This is a genomic window from Methylopila sp. 73B (genome assembly GCF_000526315.1).
Classification (GTDB): Bacteria; Pseudomonadota; Alphaproteobacteria; order Rhizobiales; family Methylopilaceae; genus Methylopila.
In genome coordinates this window covers 232,788-248,166 of record NZ_JAFV01000001.1, presented here as the reverse complement: position 1 = coordinate 248,166, position 15,379 = coordinate 232,788, and the positions used below count along the sequence as shown (strand labels likewise).

Genomic DNA, 15,379 nt, shown 5'->3' with positions numbered 1-15,379 from the left:
GTCATCGGGTCGGGATGTAGGTACGCGCCGGCCCGACGTCACGTTACGGCGGCGAGAACCGGTCCTTCCGCGACGCCCGTCTCCGGCTGGGGCTCGCCGGCCGCGAGGCAGAGCGCGACGACCTCGGGCAGGCTGCGGCCGACGGCGTCGGCGCCGGCCCGGCGCATGGCGGTTTCGCCCGCCTCGCCCTCGATGCTCCAGCAGCCGAGCACGACCGTCGCGCCCGGCGCGCGCCGGCGGATGCGGCGCACCGCGAGCCGCAGATGCGCCTCGCTCGGCGCGAGCGACGCGAGGAAGATCACTGTGCGCTCCGGCCCGTCGAGCTCGACCACGCTGGTCGTCGACAGGAAGTCGTCGGCCTCGAGCGCCGCGGCCATGCCGTGCTTCTCGAGCACCTGCCGCACGACGCCGGCCGCGGCCTGGTCGATCGCCCCGCGGGCGCCGACGCAGCGCACCTTCAGCGCGCGGGCGGGGCTCGCGTCCGGGAGGGCCGCGGCGGAGGCGGAGGCGTCCGCGCGCTCCACCGCGTCGACCGACTCCATGTCCTGCGTGGGGTCGACCGGCGGCTCCGGGTCCGCGTCGTCCCACTCGTCGAGATCCTCGACCAGCTCGTCCGCCGCCGCCCGCACCGTCGCGATGCGGCGCTCGTCGAGCGCGCCGCTCAGCGCGTCCCGGCTCGCCAGCATCAGGCCCGGCAGCGCGACCTCCTCGTAATAGGCCGAGAGCGAGCGCTCGCGCAGGAACTCCTCGGCCTTCTCCGCCGCCTCCGCCGGATCGCCCACCAGCATGCGCTGGTAGAACAGCTCGGGCGGCGACAGCGACGGCCGGTCGCCGAACATCACGTCGAGGAAGCGCAGCGCCTGCACATGGCGGCCGAGCACGACGAGGCAGACCGTCAGCGGCGTCGCGAGCACCAGGCCGATCGGGCCCCACAGCGCCGTCCAGAACGTCGCGGCGACCACCACCGCGACAGGGGAGAGCCCCGTGCTGCGGCCATAGGCCAGCGGCTCGACGACGTGGCCGACGATGGGCTCGACCACGGCGAACAGCACGGCGGTCCAGATCAGCATGCTCCAGCCTGGATCGACCGCGGCGGCGAGCACCAGCGGGAAGATCGCCGAGATGATCGCGCCGATGTAGGGCACGAAGCGCAGCACTGCGGCCAGGATGCCCCACAGCGCCGCGCTCGGCACGCCGATCAGCGCCAGCCCGCAGCCGATGCCGACGCCGAAGGCGATGTTGATCGCGAGCTGGGTCAGCAGCAGCCGGCTGAGACGCTTCGCGGCGTCGTCGAGCGCGGCGGTGGTGCGCTGGATGTCGTGGGCGCCGGCGAGGCTCATCAGCCGGTTCCGCAGGTCCTCCCGCTGCAGCAGAATAAAGATCACGAAGATCAGCACGATGCCGGTGGTAGCCAACGGATGGATCAGCGGCTCCAGGATCGCCTGCAGGTTCTGCAGCGGCGTCGGCGGCGGCGAGTGGATCTCGACCGGCAGCGGCTGGTCCGGCTTGCGCTCGGCCTCGATCGGCTTGCCGTCCGGCCCGAGCGTGCGGCCGCCGGCGGCGGGGGCGTTCAGCTCCTGGCCCAGGCTCTGCAGCAGCTCCGCGGCGCGCTCCAGCGTGCGGCTGCCGCCGGTGATCTCGCGGACCGACTGCGCCTTCTGCCGCATGGTGGACTGGTACTGCGGCAGGTCCGCCGCGAGCTGCCCCACCTGCCCCGCGATGATCGCGGACAGGCCGAACAGCAGCAGGAAGGCCGACAGCGCCACCACGATCACCGCGGGCGTGCGCGGCGCGCCGAGCTTCTTCGCCCGGCCGACCAGCGGCGACAGCACGAAGCTCAGCAGCAGCGCGAGCGCGAGCGGGATCAGCAGGTCGCGTCCGACGTAGAGCACGCCCACGACGATGCAGCCGATGATGGCCGCGCAGGCCACCGTGACCAGCGGGCTCGCCGGAGCGAAGCCCCGCCCCTGCGTGTCGGAAGTCTCCGCCATGACGTTCGTTCGCCCCTTGGCGCGGATGCCCGCGCCGTTCGCCCTTGCATGCCAGAACGCGTCGGAGCCCCCGCCGTTCCTCGGGAGCGCCGCAGAAAGGCCGGAACGATGAAGGAAAGGTGACGCAGGCGATCCGCCACGCCTTCCGACGCCGGTCCCGTCCCGAAATGACCCGTCATCCGCGCCCTACGCCCAAGTCGCGGACCCCCGCGCGAAGGCGCGGGCCTTGGGGCCGCCTTCCCCTAGCTCTCCGGTTGCCGCGGCCCGCGCGGCGACGCATGGTCCGCGTATGACCCTCCGGACACCGCCGCGCCCCGCCGACCCCGCCGATCGCTCCGCCACGCTGGCGCTGCTGATCGACGGCGACAACGCCTCTCCGAAGATCGTCGAGGGCCTGCTCGCCGAGATCGCGACCTACGGCACCGCCAGCGTGAAGCGCATCTACGGCGACTGGACCAAGCCCAATCTCGGCGGCTGGAAGCAGTGCCTGCTGGAGCACTCGATCCAGCCGATCCAGCAGTTCGCCTACACCACGGGAAAGAACGCGACCGACGGGGCGATGATCATCGACGGCATGGACCTGCTTTACACCGGCCGGTTCGACGGCTTCTGCCTGGTGTCGAGCGACAGCGACTTCGCGCGCCTCGCCTCGCGGCTGCGGGAGCAGGGCGTGCTGGTCTACGGCTTCGGCGAGCGCAAGACGCCGCGCCCGTTCATCACCGCCTGCGACAAGTTTGTCTTCTTCGACGTGCTGGCGCAGCCGGGCGGGCTCGCCGTCCCGGCGCCCGCGAAGACGCCCGCCGCGCCGGACCCCGCCGCGGCGACGCCGCCGGCCGGCAAAGCGACGGCCAGGACGGGGGCCAAGGCCTCGGACAAGGGAGCCGCGCCGGCGCCCGCCAAGGGCGCTGCGAAGCCGACCGTCCCGGCTGCCGCGGTCGCGAGCCCCGCGGCGAAGCCGCAGCCGCGTCGCGGCGACGCCGTCGACGCGCCGGCGCGCGCGCTGCTCACCTCGGCGCTCGCGGCGGTGGCCGAAGACTCCGGCTGGGCCAGCCTCGGCGCGATCGGCAGCCACATCGCCAAGCGCTCGCCGGAGTTCGACTCCCGCAACTACGGCTTCGCCCGCCTCAGCGATCTGGTGGAGGCCACCGGCCTGTTCGAGGTCGAACGCAGCTCGACCGGCAAGGGCAGCGTCCTGGTGCGGTTGAAGTAGATTTTTTGCGCCGCGGACGGCGGAATGGGTCCGACCGCCGTCGGACCGCCCTCCCCGTCACGCCCCTTCGCGCGCCTCAGGGGCCGCCAGCACCGTCACACGTCGGGCGTGCCCCAGGGCACTCCTCATCGTCATGCCCGCCTTAGCGGGCATCCACGACTTTCCCTCCCGTCCGCCCCGCCCGACGCCAAAGTCGTGGATACCCGCGAAGACGCGGGCATGACGGCGCGTGGACTATGCCGTCGCGTCAGCTGCGGCAGCCGTTCCGGCGCTCCTCCCGCTCGATCTCGCGCACCTTGGCGCGGTCGCGGTCGGACAGCGGCACGTCCTCCAGCCGGTCGAAGCGGCACCCAGCGTTGCCGAACGCCGCGATGGCCTTGGCCGTCTTGAAGCAGTAGCCCGCCTCCGCGTAGACCGCGTTCCGTTCGCCCCAAAGCTCGTCGCAGAGAAACGCAGCGAAAGCCGGGGTAGACAGTAAGACCGAAGCGGCAATGGTAAAGATCAATGTCTTCATTTTAAACCTGTTAAGAAAAACTAACCGAAAGAGACGGAAAGTAAGTCGAAATAGGCGTATCAACTATATGATCCGCCTCCAGCGCACGACGCACTTGATTAGCAATTTCCGATCTGTGAGATTCTATTTTTGGCACGAGCGCGTAAATATCGGACGTATCGATCTGAAGGGTACGCATTTGATTTAAGTCGAATGGAATCCTGTCCGAAGCCCTTATTATCTGAACGATTGGAAGTTTCACAGCATGCCTTAGAGCTATTTCATAAAATACATTTGGATTATGAAATGATAAATCCGCGACCACCAGTCGGCTCTTCAAAATATACTCAATAATCTGCCTCGTGATTATTCCCGGCTTATCTATTGAATCCGCACGAACAACTTTAAGGTTAAAAGAATCCAACGCCGGCTCAACGATCGAGCCCAAGAATAAATCAGAGTGTTTACGTGCTTCAGATCCCTCATTTCCTATCGGGGCTATATAAAAACATGTGGTTTCAAATTGCGCATGCTCCGAGGTGATCACGCTTACAGATGTTCGTGGCGGGATTGGCGAATTATTTTTCCAGGCCGGAGCCTGAATAGGCGACGCCGGCATCTCCGAGAGCAACATGTCCAAAGAGATAATTCTTTCTGCACCCGAAAGCGTCTTTAATAGACCCACAAATCTTAAATTCACTACGAATGTATCAACAGCCTCGGACGCTTGAGACGCATCGATACCGACGTCTTTCGCGGCATCAATTAAAACTGCGTGAGCCGGGAGCTTGTTTCCTACAAATTTCTGATAAAGTTTCTCAAAAGGCTCTATGTTGTTGATAGCTAATTGAACTCGAAATTTTGCTTGCTCTCTGGCTGATACCTGTTCATCAACAACTTTTTGTCCTTCTGCGGTAAGCTCAAGATTTTCTGCCTGAACCCCTCCTTTAGTAAGGCCATATCGCCCTGCGTTGATGATAAGTTGACGCGACCCACCACTCTCTGGAGACTTTCCTAAGTGGTCAAATAAGGTCAAGCGCTTGACGGGTTGACCGCTGCCAATCTGGAAGATCGCCTTAGCGAATCCAAGTGGTTCTTCGAATGTAGAAGCAGGAAAAGGACGCTGCGCTCTGCGCTTCTTCAAAATTTCTTCTACATTTGGCGCAGTGGAATCCGCGGCGGCAGGCTTCTTGACATCGGCAGAAATCTTTCGAGCCACGATGCTATCCCTGCTATCAATATAACCACGCTGTAATTTAAGATAGATAGTTTAGTCTTGAAGCGTTATCCCTCGCTCCCCGGCAGACGACTGAGTCGACGGGCCGCCGCGTAAGAAGACCATAGGCCTGCGCGGATGTCATCCGCGCAGGCGGAGGTCGCTTCACGCCACCCCGCGCTCCTCCACCACCGTGGTGTCCACGATCGCGCCGTCGGCGTAGAGCCAGCGGGCGAGCACGCCTGCAATCATCGCGCCGGCGATCGGGGCCAGCCAGAACAGCCAGAGCTGGGCGATGTGCTCCCCGCCGGCGAACAGCGCGGGGCCGGTGCTGCGGGCCGGGTTCACCGAGGTGTTGGTGACCGGGATGGTGATGAGGTGGATCAGCGTCAGCCCGAGGCCGATCGGGATGCCCGCGAAGCCGGTGGCCGCGCCCTTGGAGGTCGACCCAAGGATAATGAACAGGAAGAAGAAGGTCGCGAGCAGCTCCGTCAGCGGGCAGGCGCCGAGCGCACGACGTTCCGCACGCGCTCTCCCCTCGCAATGCGCCCGGCGCCGTTCCATATTCCACCCCATGCCAAAGCCCACGCGCCGCCCCTCCCCCGGCTTTTCGGAGCAGCCTCAGGCTGATTTCGACGCCGGGGCGCCCGTCGACCTGACCGAGATCTCCGGCGACCCCGCGCTGCTGCGCGCGCTCGGGCGCGGAGCAAAGGCGGCCGACGCCGCGCGGGCCGCGGTGGCGGACGAGGCGACGAAGCAGGCGGCGAGCGAGGGGCCGGCGGCGGAGATGCGGTCCCCCTCCCCCTTGCGGGGAGGGGCTAGGGGTGGGGGTGGCGTCGCCGAGCCCGGTTCTGAACCACCCCCCTCCCCGACCCTCCCCCGCAAGGGGGGAGGGAGAAACGCCGCGCCCGAAAAGGGCAAGCGCAAGCAGAAGCGGGACGCGGCTCCCTTAGGGACGCCCGACCCCCAGAAGGCCCCGCGCGGCTTCGGCGCGACGCCTGAGACGGACCTTGCGGCGCTGCCGGCGGATTTCGACCCGGCGAGCTCGGTCTCCGCCACGGTGCAGGCGCTGGAGAACCTGATCCAGCACGGCCGGCCCGAACTGCAGGGCAAGCCGTGGGTTCCGCACCGCCCGCCCCGGCCGGACAAGCTGGAGAGCGGCCAGACCTTCCGGCTGTCGAGCCCGTTCGAGCCCAAGGGCGACCAGCCGACCGCGATCGCGGAGCTGGTGGACGGCATCCGCCGGCAGGAGCGCGACCAGGTGCTGCTGGGCGTCACCGGCTCGGGCAAGACCTTCACGATGGCGCAGGTCATCCAGGAGACCCAGCGGCCGGCGCTGATCCTTGCGCCGAACAAGACGCTGGCGGCGCAGCTCTACGGCGAGTTCAAGTCGTTCTTCCCCGACAACGCGGTGGAGTACTTCGTCTCCTACTACGACTACTACCAGCCGGAGGCCTACGTCCCGCGCTCCGACACCTACATCGAGAAGGAATCGTCGATCAACGAGCAGATCGACCGCATGCGGCACTCCGCGACGCGGTCTCTGCTGGAGCGCGACGACGTCATCATCGTGGCCTCGGTGTCGTGCATCTACGGCATCGGCTCGGTCGAGACCTACACCTCGATGACCTTCGTGCTGAAGGTGGGCGAGACCGTCTCCCAGCGGCAGCTGATGGCCGACCTCGTGGCGCTGCAGTACAAGCGCGCCGACGTGAACTTCGTCCGCGGCACCTTCCGGGTGCGCGGCGACACGATCGAGGTCTTTCCCGCGCATTACGAGGACCGGGCCTGGCGCGTCGGCCTGTTCGGCGACGAGATCGAGAGCATCCAGGAGTTCGACCCGCTGACGGGCGCGAAGATCCAGGACCTCGCGGCGGTGAAGGTCTACGCCAACTCGCATTACGTCACGCCGCGGCCGACGCTGAACCAGGCGATCAAGGGCATCAAGGACGAGCTGAAGGGCCGGCTGGTCGAGCTCACCAAGATGGGCCGGCTGCTGGAGGCCCAGCGCCTGGAGCAGCGCTGCACCTTCGACATCGAGATGATGGAGGCGACGGGAAGCTGCGCCGGCATCGAGAACTACTCGCGCTGGCTCACCGGCCGGAAGCCCGGCGAGCCGCCGCCCACGCTGTTCGAATACCTGCCGGACAACGCGCTGGTCTTCACCGATGAGAGCCACGTCACCATCCCGCAGATCGGCGGCATGTACCGCGGCGACTTCCGGCGGAAGGCGACGCTCGCCGAATACGGCTTCCGGCTGCCCTCCTGCATGGACAACCGCCCCATGCGGTTCGAGGAGTGGGACGCCATGCGCCCGCAGACGGTGCACGTCTCCGCCACGCCCGGCTCGTGGGAGATGGAGGCGACCGGCGGCGTGTTCTCCGAGCAGGTGATCCGCCCCACGGGCCTGGTCGACCCACTGATCGACGTGCGCCCCGCGCGAAGCCAGGTCGACGACCTGCTGGGCGAGGTGAAGGAGGTTGCGGCCAAGGGCTACCGCTCGCTCGTCACGGTGCTCACCAAGCGCATGGCGGAGGACCTGACCGAGTACCTGCACGAGCACGGGGTGCGGGTGCGCTACATGCATTCCGACATCGACACGCTGGAGCGCATCGAGATCATCCGCGACCTGCGGCTCGGCGCCTTCGACGCGCTCGTCGGCATCAACCTGTTGCGCGAAGGCCTCGACATCCCGGAGTGCGCGCTGGTCGCGATCCTCGACGCCGACAAGGAGGGCTTCCTGCGCTCCGAGACCTCGCTGATCCAGACCATCGGCCGCGCCGCCCGCAACGTCGACGGCAAGGTCATCCTCTACGCCGACAAGGAGACCGGCTCGATGCAGCGCGCCATGGCCGAGACCGGCCGGCGCCGCGAAAAGCAGCTCGCCTACAACGCCGAGCACGGCATCACGCCGGAGAGCATCAAGCGCGACATCTCCGACGTGATGAACTCGATGTACGAGCGCGACCGCGTCACCGTCGACAAGGGCTTCGCCGAGGACGCGCCCAAGGCCGGCCACAACATGAAGGCGACGCTGGCCGACCTCGAGGCGCGCATGCGCAAGGCCGCCGGCGACCTGGAGTTCGAGACCGCCGCCCGGCTGCGCGACGAGATCAAGCGCCTGCAGGCGACCGAGCTGCTGCTCGCCGACGACCCGCTGGCCCGCCAGCAGGACATCGACCGCCAGACCGGCGGCTACGCCGGCGAGCGCAAGTACGGCCGCAGCGGCAACGAGCCCCCGAAAACGCGCGTTTCGAAGCCCAGCCTCGACGACATGGGGCCGGGCACGGACCGCGTGACGCCGCTGGGACAGACCGAGTTCAAGCCGGTGAAGCCCGACAGCATGACGACGAACTTCCGTCCGGGCGGCCGGCGGAGCGGGCCGAAGCGGCGCTGACGCGGGCGGGCTCGGCCTTCCGGGGCCTCGTCACGCCGTGAGACGGCGGTGACGCTGGACTGGCGGAGCCAGAGCCGTGTCGGGGGTTTCGTCGACGCGCTGAACCACGCCGTCATTCCGGCCGCAGCGCCGGACTCCGTCAACCCGCCGGTCGAGAACAGCCTCGAACGGCGGGCGGATGGACCCGGGACAGGCCTGGGGCGACGCCGGAGCGTGGCGCGCCCTCGCGTTCCTTGATGGAAACAGCTCTAACGCCGCAAGTAATCTTTTGCGCACATCCACCTGGACCGGCTGGCGCGGCCTTGAATTTCCGGGCGTTATATTCAAGCACTCTTAATGCATGCCCGGCTAACTTCTCGCTGTTTTTCTTCCGTCTCCAGCGAGCGCTCCGTGGCCCAGCCCGTTAACGACAACATCGAAAACGCCATCGTCATCTCAGGCGACGGCTTCACGTATTCAGGGTCGACGGCCGAGGCGACCGCGCAGCCCGGAGAGCCGACAATCTCCGAGGTCGTCGAAGGCGACTACTCCTACTACCCCTACACCGACGGCGAGGGAGTCTGGTTCGTCTATACGGCGTCGAGCGACGGGACAGTCTCGTTCAACACCGAAGGCTCCAACTTCGACACGGTGCTCTACGCCTACACATCTACCGACGGCAGCGGGTCCGTATCGTCGCTGAGCGCGCTGGCTGGGGACGATGACGACGGTGCGGGCAACAGCTCGCTCGTAACCTTCTCCGTCACGGCGGGCGAGACCTATTACATCCGCGTCTCCGGTTTCGATACGTACTCCGGAGATTACGTCTTTTCCCAAGGATCGGGCCCGACCGGCGTGGGCGAGGCATCGACCGACCTCACCGGCACGTCGGGCGACGACATCCTCGGCGTGCTGGGAGACGGCGCGCAGACCATGGTCGGCGGCCTCGGCGACGACAGCTATTACATCGACGACGCGGGCGACGTGGTGACGGAGAACGGCGACGAGGGCTCCGACACGATCTACACGCTGGTGGACTACACGCTGCCGGCGAACGTCGAGAAAATCGTCGGCCTCGGCTCGACCGGGCTCATCCTCACCGGCAACGAGTTCGACAACAGCCTGATCGGCGGCTCGGGCGGCGACACGCTGTACGGTCTCGACGGCGACGACGTCTTGAACGGCCGCGGCGGCGTCGACACCATGGTCGGCGGGCTGGGCGACGACGCCTACGTCGTCAACAAGTCGTCGGACGTCGTGATCGAGGCCGAGGGCGAGGGCGTCGACACCGTCTACGCCTCGGTCGGCTACCGCCTCTCGGACAACGTTGAAAACCTCGTCGTCCGCAGCTCCGACGGCCTGTTCGTCAAGGGCAACGCGCTCGACAACAGCATGGTCGGAGGCGACGGCGCCGACACTCTGGCGAGCTACGACGGCAATGACCGTCTGGACGGCCGCGCAGGGGCCGACCGCATGGCCGGCGGTTCGGGCGACGACGTCTACGTCGTCGACAACGCCGGCGACGTCGTGATCGAAGGCGCCGACGACGGCTACGACGCCGTTTACACCACCGTCGACTACGCCCTCGCCAACAACGTCGAGAGACTTGTGGGCCGCGGCTCCGCCGGGTTAACGCTCACGGGCAACGCCCTCGACAACGCCATCTCCGGCGGCTCGGGCGACGACCGGCTTTCCGGCGGCGACGGCGCCGACCGCATCAGCGGCGGCGCCGGGAGCGACATCCTCATCGGCGGCGCCGGGAACGACATCCTCATCGGCGGCGACGGCGCCGACACCTTCGTCTTCACGGGCCTGGACGACAGCCGGGACACGATCACGAGCTTCGAGGCCGGCGTCGACAGCGTCGGGATCGACCTTGCGGGCTTCGGCCTCTCGTCGATCGAGGCCGGCATGTTCGCCTCGACCGCAGACGGCGTCGCCACCTCTGCCGAGACGCGCTTCGTTTACAACGAGACCAACGGCCGGCTGTTCTTCGACGCCGACGGCTCGGGCTCCGGCAAGGCCGTGCTGATCGCGACGCTCCGCGGCGCGCCGGCGCTCACGGCGGACGACTTCTCGGACGCCAGCCTGCTCGTCTGAGCGCCCGTCGATACGTCGCTGCGCCGAGAACAGCGTCATTCCGGGCGTGTCCCGGAATCCATCATCCCGCCGGTTGAGAGCAGCCTCGACCGGCGGGCCCATGGGCCCGGGAACAGGCCCGGGGCGGCGGGGGAGCGCGACGCGCCGTCGCGCTCCCCTGACGCGAAGCCGCTCTACGCCGCATCGGACGGGCCCCGGGAGACGGCTGGACATCGGGAAACCGCTGTTCGGCGCTCTCCGTCATGCGCCCCTCACCGCTCCTCGATCGAGATGACGTGGTCGACGTCGTCGCCGATCAGGCCGACCAGCGACGGGTTCGCGACGGCGGGCAGCGCGGCCACGTCGTAAAGCTCCCGCACCGGGCCGGCGAGGCGGACCCACTCCACCGTCTCGCCGGACTTGACGTCGATCACAAGCAGCCCGCAGCGAGGCTCCTCCCTTCGCCGCGCCAGCTCATCCTCCAGCGGGAGGCCGCCGAAGGTCCTGTTCTCGCGGGCGAGCGACAGGGCGACTACTGCGTGGCGGCCGACGATCGTCATGCCGCGGGCGTAGCCCGGACAGAAAGCGAGCGGCTCGAACCGGCGGGCGGCGACGTCCACGAAGCCGAATTCGCCGCGGCCTGAATTCAGGACCCAGAGCCTGCCGTCGACCAGCCGGGGCGAATGGGGCATCGAGAGCCCCTCGACCACCGCCTTGCTGGTGGCGACGTCCATGACCATTCCGCCGTCGCCGCGCATCTCGCGCCAGCCGCCCGGCGCGTCGGAGCGGCCGACGATAGTGACGTAGGCCGGCGTCTCGCCGCGCATCGCGAGGCCGTTCAAGTGGCAGCGGTCCTCCGGCTGCAGCGCCGTGACGAAGGGCGGCCGCCACACCGGCTTGAACGAATGGCCGTCCGAGACCGAGGCGAGGCAGGAGAAGCGCGTGTTCACGAAGATCGGCCGCATCCGCGGCCCGAAGCCGACGTCGTGGGAGTCGGACGCGCCGGTGATCCATCCGGCGTGGGGCGCATAGACGGCGTCGTGGCCGTCCTTCCGCTGGCCGCGCGGCAGCACGTCGTCGAAGCGGAGGATCTGGTTGTGGGTCGCGAGGGCGAAGCTGCGGCCGCCGGGCGCGACCGCGATCCCCATGGACCGCTTGAACGACCGCTCGAACACCGACAGCCGCCCGTCCGGCCGCGCGCCCAGCAGCAGCAGCTTGCCCGCCTGGTAGGTGGAGAAGGCGAGGCTGACCTTTGCGCGCGCGAGCCAGGCGGCGAAGCCGGGCGATGTGGAGACGGCGAAGGGCTCGGCGGAATCAGTCACGCGGCGACGCTCGGAAGCTTGAGGCGGGGTCCGGCGGCGCTGAGAGACCGCGCCGCGAGCGATAGCCGCGCAGTGATCCCAGCGCAATCGCAAGGGCCGCGGCGCGTCATGCGGGAACGGCTGCCGCTTGTCCCGCCCCGGACACGTTGCTTGTCGTGTTAAGGCACACTTTGATTTTCGATTGAACATTACACGGTTAAACTTTCGTAGAGAGAAGCTCCCTCTTATAGCGCGCACGAAGACGCCTTTAGGAGCGGACGCCGATGGCGCAGCCTGTCAACGACAACATTGAAAACGCCATCGTTATCGCCGGCGACGGCTTTTCCTTCACCGGGACGACCGCCGACGCGACCCTGCAGGTCGGCGAACCGGCCGCCTACGACGGCGACCCCTACCCAAGCAACGACGCCGACGACAGCGTCTGGTTCGTCTACACGGCGTCGGCGACGGGCACGATCGTTCTCGAAACCCAAGGTTTCGATTCGTCGTTCGGCTACAACGTCTTCCGCTCTACAGATGGTTCTTCGTCGTTCGCATCTCTCCAGGAGTTCGCATCCGGCGCCAGCTTCGGCTCGGGCGATTTCTACGAAGAAATCAACGTTGTCGCGGGGGAGACCTACTACATCCGGTTCGCGAGCTACGGCTACAGCGACGGCGATTACACGCTGATCCAGAGCTCCGGCCCGGCCGGCGTGGGGGCGCCTTCAACCGACATCGTTGGCACCCCTGGGGACGACGTTCTCGGGACGCCGCTTGACGGCGCGCAGACCATGATCGGCGGGCTCGGCGACGACACCTACTACGTCGACAGCCCCGACGACGTGGTGACGGAGAACGCCGGCGAGGGCTACGACACGCTCTACACGACGGTCGACTACACGCTGCCTGCGAACGTCGAACGCATCATCGCCTTCGTCAACACCGGCCTCACGCTTACCGGCAACGCGCTCGACAACAGCCTGATCGGCGGCGCGGGCGACGACACCCTGAACGGCCGCGGCGGCGTCGACACCATGGTCGGCGGGCTCGGCGACGATTCCTATGTCGTCAACAAGCCGTCGGACGTCGTGGTCGAACTGGCCGGCGAAGGCGTCGACACCGTCTACACCACGTCCGGTTACCGCCTGTCGGACAACGTCGAGAACATCGTCATCCGCAGCGACGCCGGCCTGTCCGTCAAGGGCAACGCCCTCGACAACGCCATGACCGGCGGCGCGGGCGCCGACACCCTCACCGGCTATGACGGCGACGACCGCCTCGACGGCCGCGGCGGCGCCGACCGCATGGTCGGCGGCGCGGGCGACGACAGCTACGTCGCCAACGACGCTGGCGACGTCGTGGTCGAACTCGCGGACGAGGGCTACGACACCGTCTACGCCTCGGTCGACTACACGTTGACCAACGACGTCGAGAAGCTCGTCGGGCGCGGCTCCGCCGCTCTGACGCTCACCGGCAACGCCCTGGACAACGCCATTTCCGGCGGCTCGGGGGCGGACCTGCTCTCCGGCGGCGACGGCGCCGACCGCATCAGCGGCGGCGCGGGCGACGACATCCTTATCGGCGGCGCCGGAAAGGACGTTCTCATCGGCGGCGCGGGAGCCGACACCTTCGTCTTCGCCAGCCCGAGCGATCTGCGCGACACCATCACCGACTTCGAAGTCGGCGTCGACAAGGTCGGAATCGACATCGGAGGCTTCGGCCTCGCGACGCTCGAGGCCGAGATGTTCGCCTCGACCCCCGACGGCCTCGCCGCCTCCGCCGAAACGCGCTTCGTCTACAACGAGACCAACGGCGCCCTCTACTTCGACGCGGACGGCTCCGGCGACGGCAAGGCGGTCCAGATCGCCACCCTGCGCGGCGCTCCCGCGCTTTCCTTTACGGACCTGTCGATCTTCGGCCTCGAGGCCTGACGACTGCCAGCGCGAGCGATGAGGAGCGCGAAGCTGTCCTCATCGCTCGTCGATCGAGACGACGTGACGCCCGCTCCGGAGGCTCGCCTCATCCTGGACGGGAGAGGGCGCGGCCCTTGCCGGCCGCCTTGGCGCGGTACATGGCGGTGTCGGCGACCGCAAGCAGCCGGTCGGCGTCGCGCTCGTCGTCCGGGAACAGCGACGCGCCGACGCTCGCGCGGCAGACGAGCGCGAGTTCGCCCACGACCACGGGCTCGCGCGACAGCGCCGCGACGACCCGGTCGCCGAGAGCCTGCAGGTCGACCCGGTCCGCGATCCCCGGCGCGAGCAGCACGAACTCGTCGCCGCCGACGCGGGCCACGAGATCGCCCGGCCGAGTGCAGCTTTCCAGCCGCCGGGCCACCGCCCGCAGCAGCGCGTCGCCCACGCCGTGGCCGTAAAGGTCGTTGTGGCGCTTGAAGTCGTCGAGGTCGATCAGCAGCAGACCGATCCGCCCGTCGGCGGTGGCGACCGCCCGATCGAGCCGTCCCTGCAGCAGCGCGCGGTTCGCGACGCCGGTCAGCGTGTCATGCTCGGCGAGGTGGCGGAGCGCGTCGCGCTGGCGTTCGAGCTCGCGGCCCTGCTCCTCCAGCTCCGCCTGCAGGCGCTGGCGCGCGGCGATCTCCTGCTTCAGCGTCTCATTGATCTCGTGCAGCCGCAGCTGGTCGCAGGCGAGCTCCGCCAGACGCGCGAGGATCTCGCGCTGGCCGGCGTCGAGCGAGCGCGGCTTGTCGTCGATGACGCACAGCGTGCCGAGATTGACGTTGGGCGTCAGCGACAGCGGGGCCCCGGCGTAGAACCGGAACGACGGGTGCTCCGTGACGAGGATGCTGTCGGCGAACCGCGAGTCCTCCGCGAGGTCGTCGACCACGAGCAGGCCCGCGCCTTCGATGGTGCGGTTGCAGAAGGCGAGCCCCCGCGGCGCGCCGTCCCCCTCGACGCCGCGCTTCGCCTTGAACCACGCCCGCTCGCGGTCGATCATCGTCAGGATCGCGACGGGCGCGAGCAACAGGTCGCGGGCCAGCGCCACGATGCGATCGAAGCCGGGCGGCGGCGGCGCGTCCATAATCCGCAGCCGCTCGAGCGCGGCGATCCGCTCGTCCTCGTTGCGTGAGGCGTACGGCTGGGTCATAGGCTGGCCTCTCGGTCGGCGCCGCACGTCGGGGAGCGACCAACGCCCGGCGAGGGCGCAGGCTTCGCCCTCGCGCCTGGGTTCGCCCCTCGAGCGACGCATGCCAAACGTGAAGCGACTCTTAAAGTCATGATCGTCATCACACCAAATTTGTCGATCGATGATAACGAGGTCGAACTCACCTTCGTGCGGTCGTCGGGCCCCGGCGGGCAGAACGTCAACAAGGTCTCAACGGCGGTGCAGTTGCGCTTCGACGTGCGCCGCTCGCGCTCGCTTCCGAACGACGTGGCGATCCGCCTCATGAAGCTCGCGGGCTCGCGGCTGACCAACGACGGCGTGCTGGTGCTGACCGCGCAGTCGCACCGCACGCAGGGCGACAACCGCGCCGAAGCGATCGAACGCCTGACCGCGCTGCTGCGCGAGGCGGCGGAGAAGCCGAAGCCTCGACTGCCCACGCGGCCGACCAAGGCCTCCAAGGTTCGCCGGATCGAGGGCAAGACCAAGCGCGGCGACGTCAAGGCGCTGCGCGGCCGGCCGACGATGGACTGATGGCGGCGGGGGTCCCCGTTCGGGCTACTGTAACGATGCGCCGAACTATGAGTCGGCTAAGC

Annotated in this window: 10 protein-coding genes and 1 pseudogene; 5 read left to right on the top strand and 6 right to left on the bottom strand. The window is 68.0% G+C overall.

From position 1 onward, the window contains the following. Positions 1-38: 38 nt before the first annotated feature. Positions 39-1,991, bottom strand: a complete 1,953-nt coding sequence (locus tag K244_RS0101135; RefSeq protein WP_020184400.1) for an AI-2E family transporter — start codon at positions 1,989-1,991, stop codon at positions 39-41. Between the two features lie 289 nt (positions 1,992-2,280). On the opposite strand from K244_RS0101135, the gene K244_RS0101130 reads away from it, so the two are divergent. Next, positions 2,281-3,201, top strand: coding sequence for an NYN domain-containing protein (locus K244_RS0101130; protein WP_020184399.1), 921 nt, complete (start codon positions 2,281-2,283; stop codon positions 3,199-3,201). 247 nt (positions 3,202-3,448) lie between these two features. On the opposite strand, the gene K244_RS0101125 is transcribed toward K244_RS0101130, so the two are convergent. From K244_RS0101125 to K244_RS0101115, 3 genes and pseudogenes are all read right to left on the bottom strand, one after another. Beyond that, a complete protein-coding gene (locus tag K244_RS0101125) occupies positions 3,449-3,715 on the bottom strand; it encodes a YARHG domain-containing protein (RefSeq protein WP_020184398.1) in 267 nt (88 codons plus the stop codon). 10 nt (positions 3,716-3,725) lie between these two features. Further along, positions 3,726-4,913 (bottom strand): hypothetical protein, encoded by a 1,188-nt coding sequence (locus tag K244_RS22935; RefSeq protein WP_245259721.1) that lies wholly within the window; start codon positions 4,911-4,913, stop codon positions 3,726-3,728. 162 nt (positions 4,914-5,075) lie between these two features. Next, positions 5,076-5,420 (bottom strand): annotated as a pseudogene (locus K244_RS0101115) (aquaporin); the annotation flags it as partial. Between the two features lie 64 nt (positions 5,421-5,484). Between K244_RS0101115 and uvrB the strand changes: the two are divergent. Both uvrB and K244_RS21210 read left to right on the top strand, forming a co-directional pair. Continuing rightward, complete coding sequence (gene uvrB, locus K244_RS0101110; RefSeq protein ID WP_020184395.1) at positions 5,485-8,307, top strand: excinuclease ABC subunit UvrB; 2,823 nt, start codon at positions 5,485-5,487, stop codon at positions 8,305-8,307. 390 nt (positions 8,308-8,697) lie between these two features. Further along, the gene (locus tag K244_RS21210) at positions 8,698-10,386 is read left to right on the top strand and encodes a calcium-binding protein (protein WP_020184394.1); all 1,689 of its coding nucleotides are present in this window, start codon (positions 8,698-8,700) and stop codon (positions 10,384-10,386) included. Between the two features lie 251 nt (positions 10,387-10,637). Here the strand turns inward: K244_RS21210 and K244_RS0101100 are convergent, their stop codons facing one another. Further along, positions 10,638-11,687 carry a TIGR03032 family protein gene (locus tag K244_RS0101100; protein ID WP_020184393.1) on the bottom strand — a complete coding sequence of 350 codons (1,050 nt, stop codon included), beginning with the start codon at positions 11,685-11,687 and terminating at the stop codon, positions 10,638-10,640. Positions 11,688-11,950: 263 nt separating this feature from the next. Between K244_RS0101100 and K244_RS21205 the strand changes: the two genes are divergently transcribed. Continuing rightward, a complete protein-coding gene (locus tag K244_RS21205; RefSeq protein WP_020184392.1) occupies positions 11,951-13,597 on the top strand; it encodes a calcium-binding protein in 1,647 nt (548 codons plus the stop codon). An 88-nt stretch (positions 13,598-13,685) separates the two neighbouring features. On the opposite strand, the gene K244_RS0101090 is transcribed toward K244_RS21205, so the two are convergent. Next, positions 13,686-14,768, bottom strand: a complete 1,083-nt coding sequence (locus K244_RS0101090) for a diguanylate cyclase (RefSeq protein ID WP_020184391.1) — start codon at positions 14,766-14,768, stop codon at positions 13,686-13,688. Between the two features lie 129 nt (positions 14,769-14,897). Here K244_RS0101090 and arfB point away from each other — a divergent pair, with 129 nt between their 5' ends. After that, the gene (arfB, locus tag K244_RS0101085; RefSeq protein WP_020184390.1) at positions 14,898-15,317 is read left to right on the top strand and encodes an alternative ribosome rescue aminoacyl-tRNA hydrolase ArfB; all 420 of its coding nucleotides are present in this window, start codon (positions 14,898-14,900) and stop codon (positions 15,315-15,317) included. The last annotated feature ends 62 nt before the right edge of the window (positions 15,318-15,379 follow it).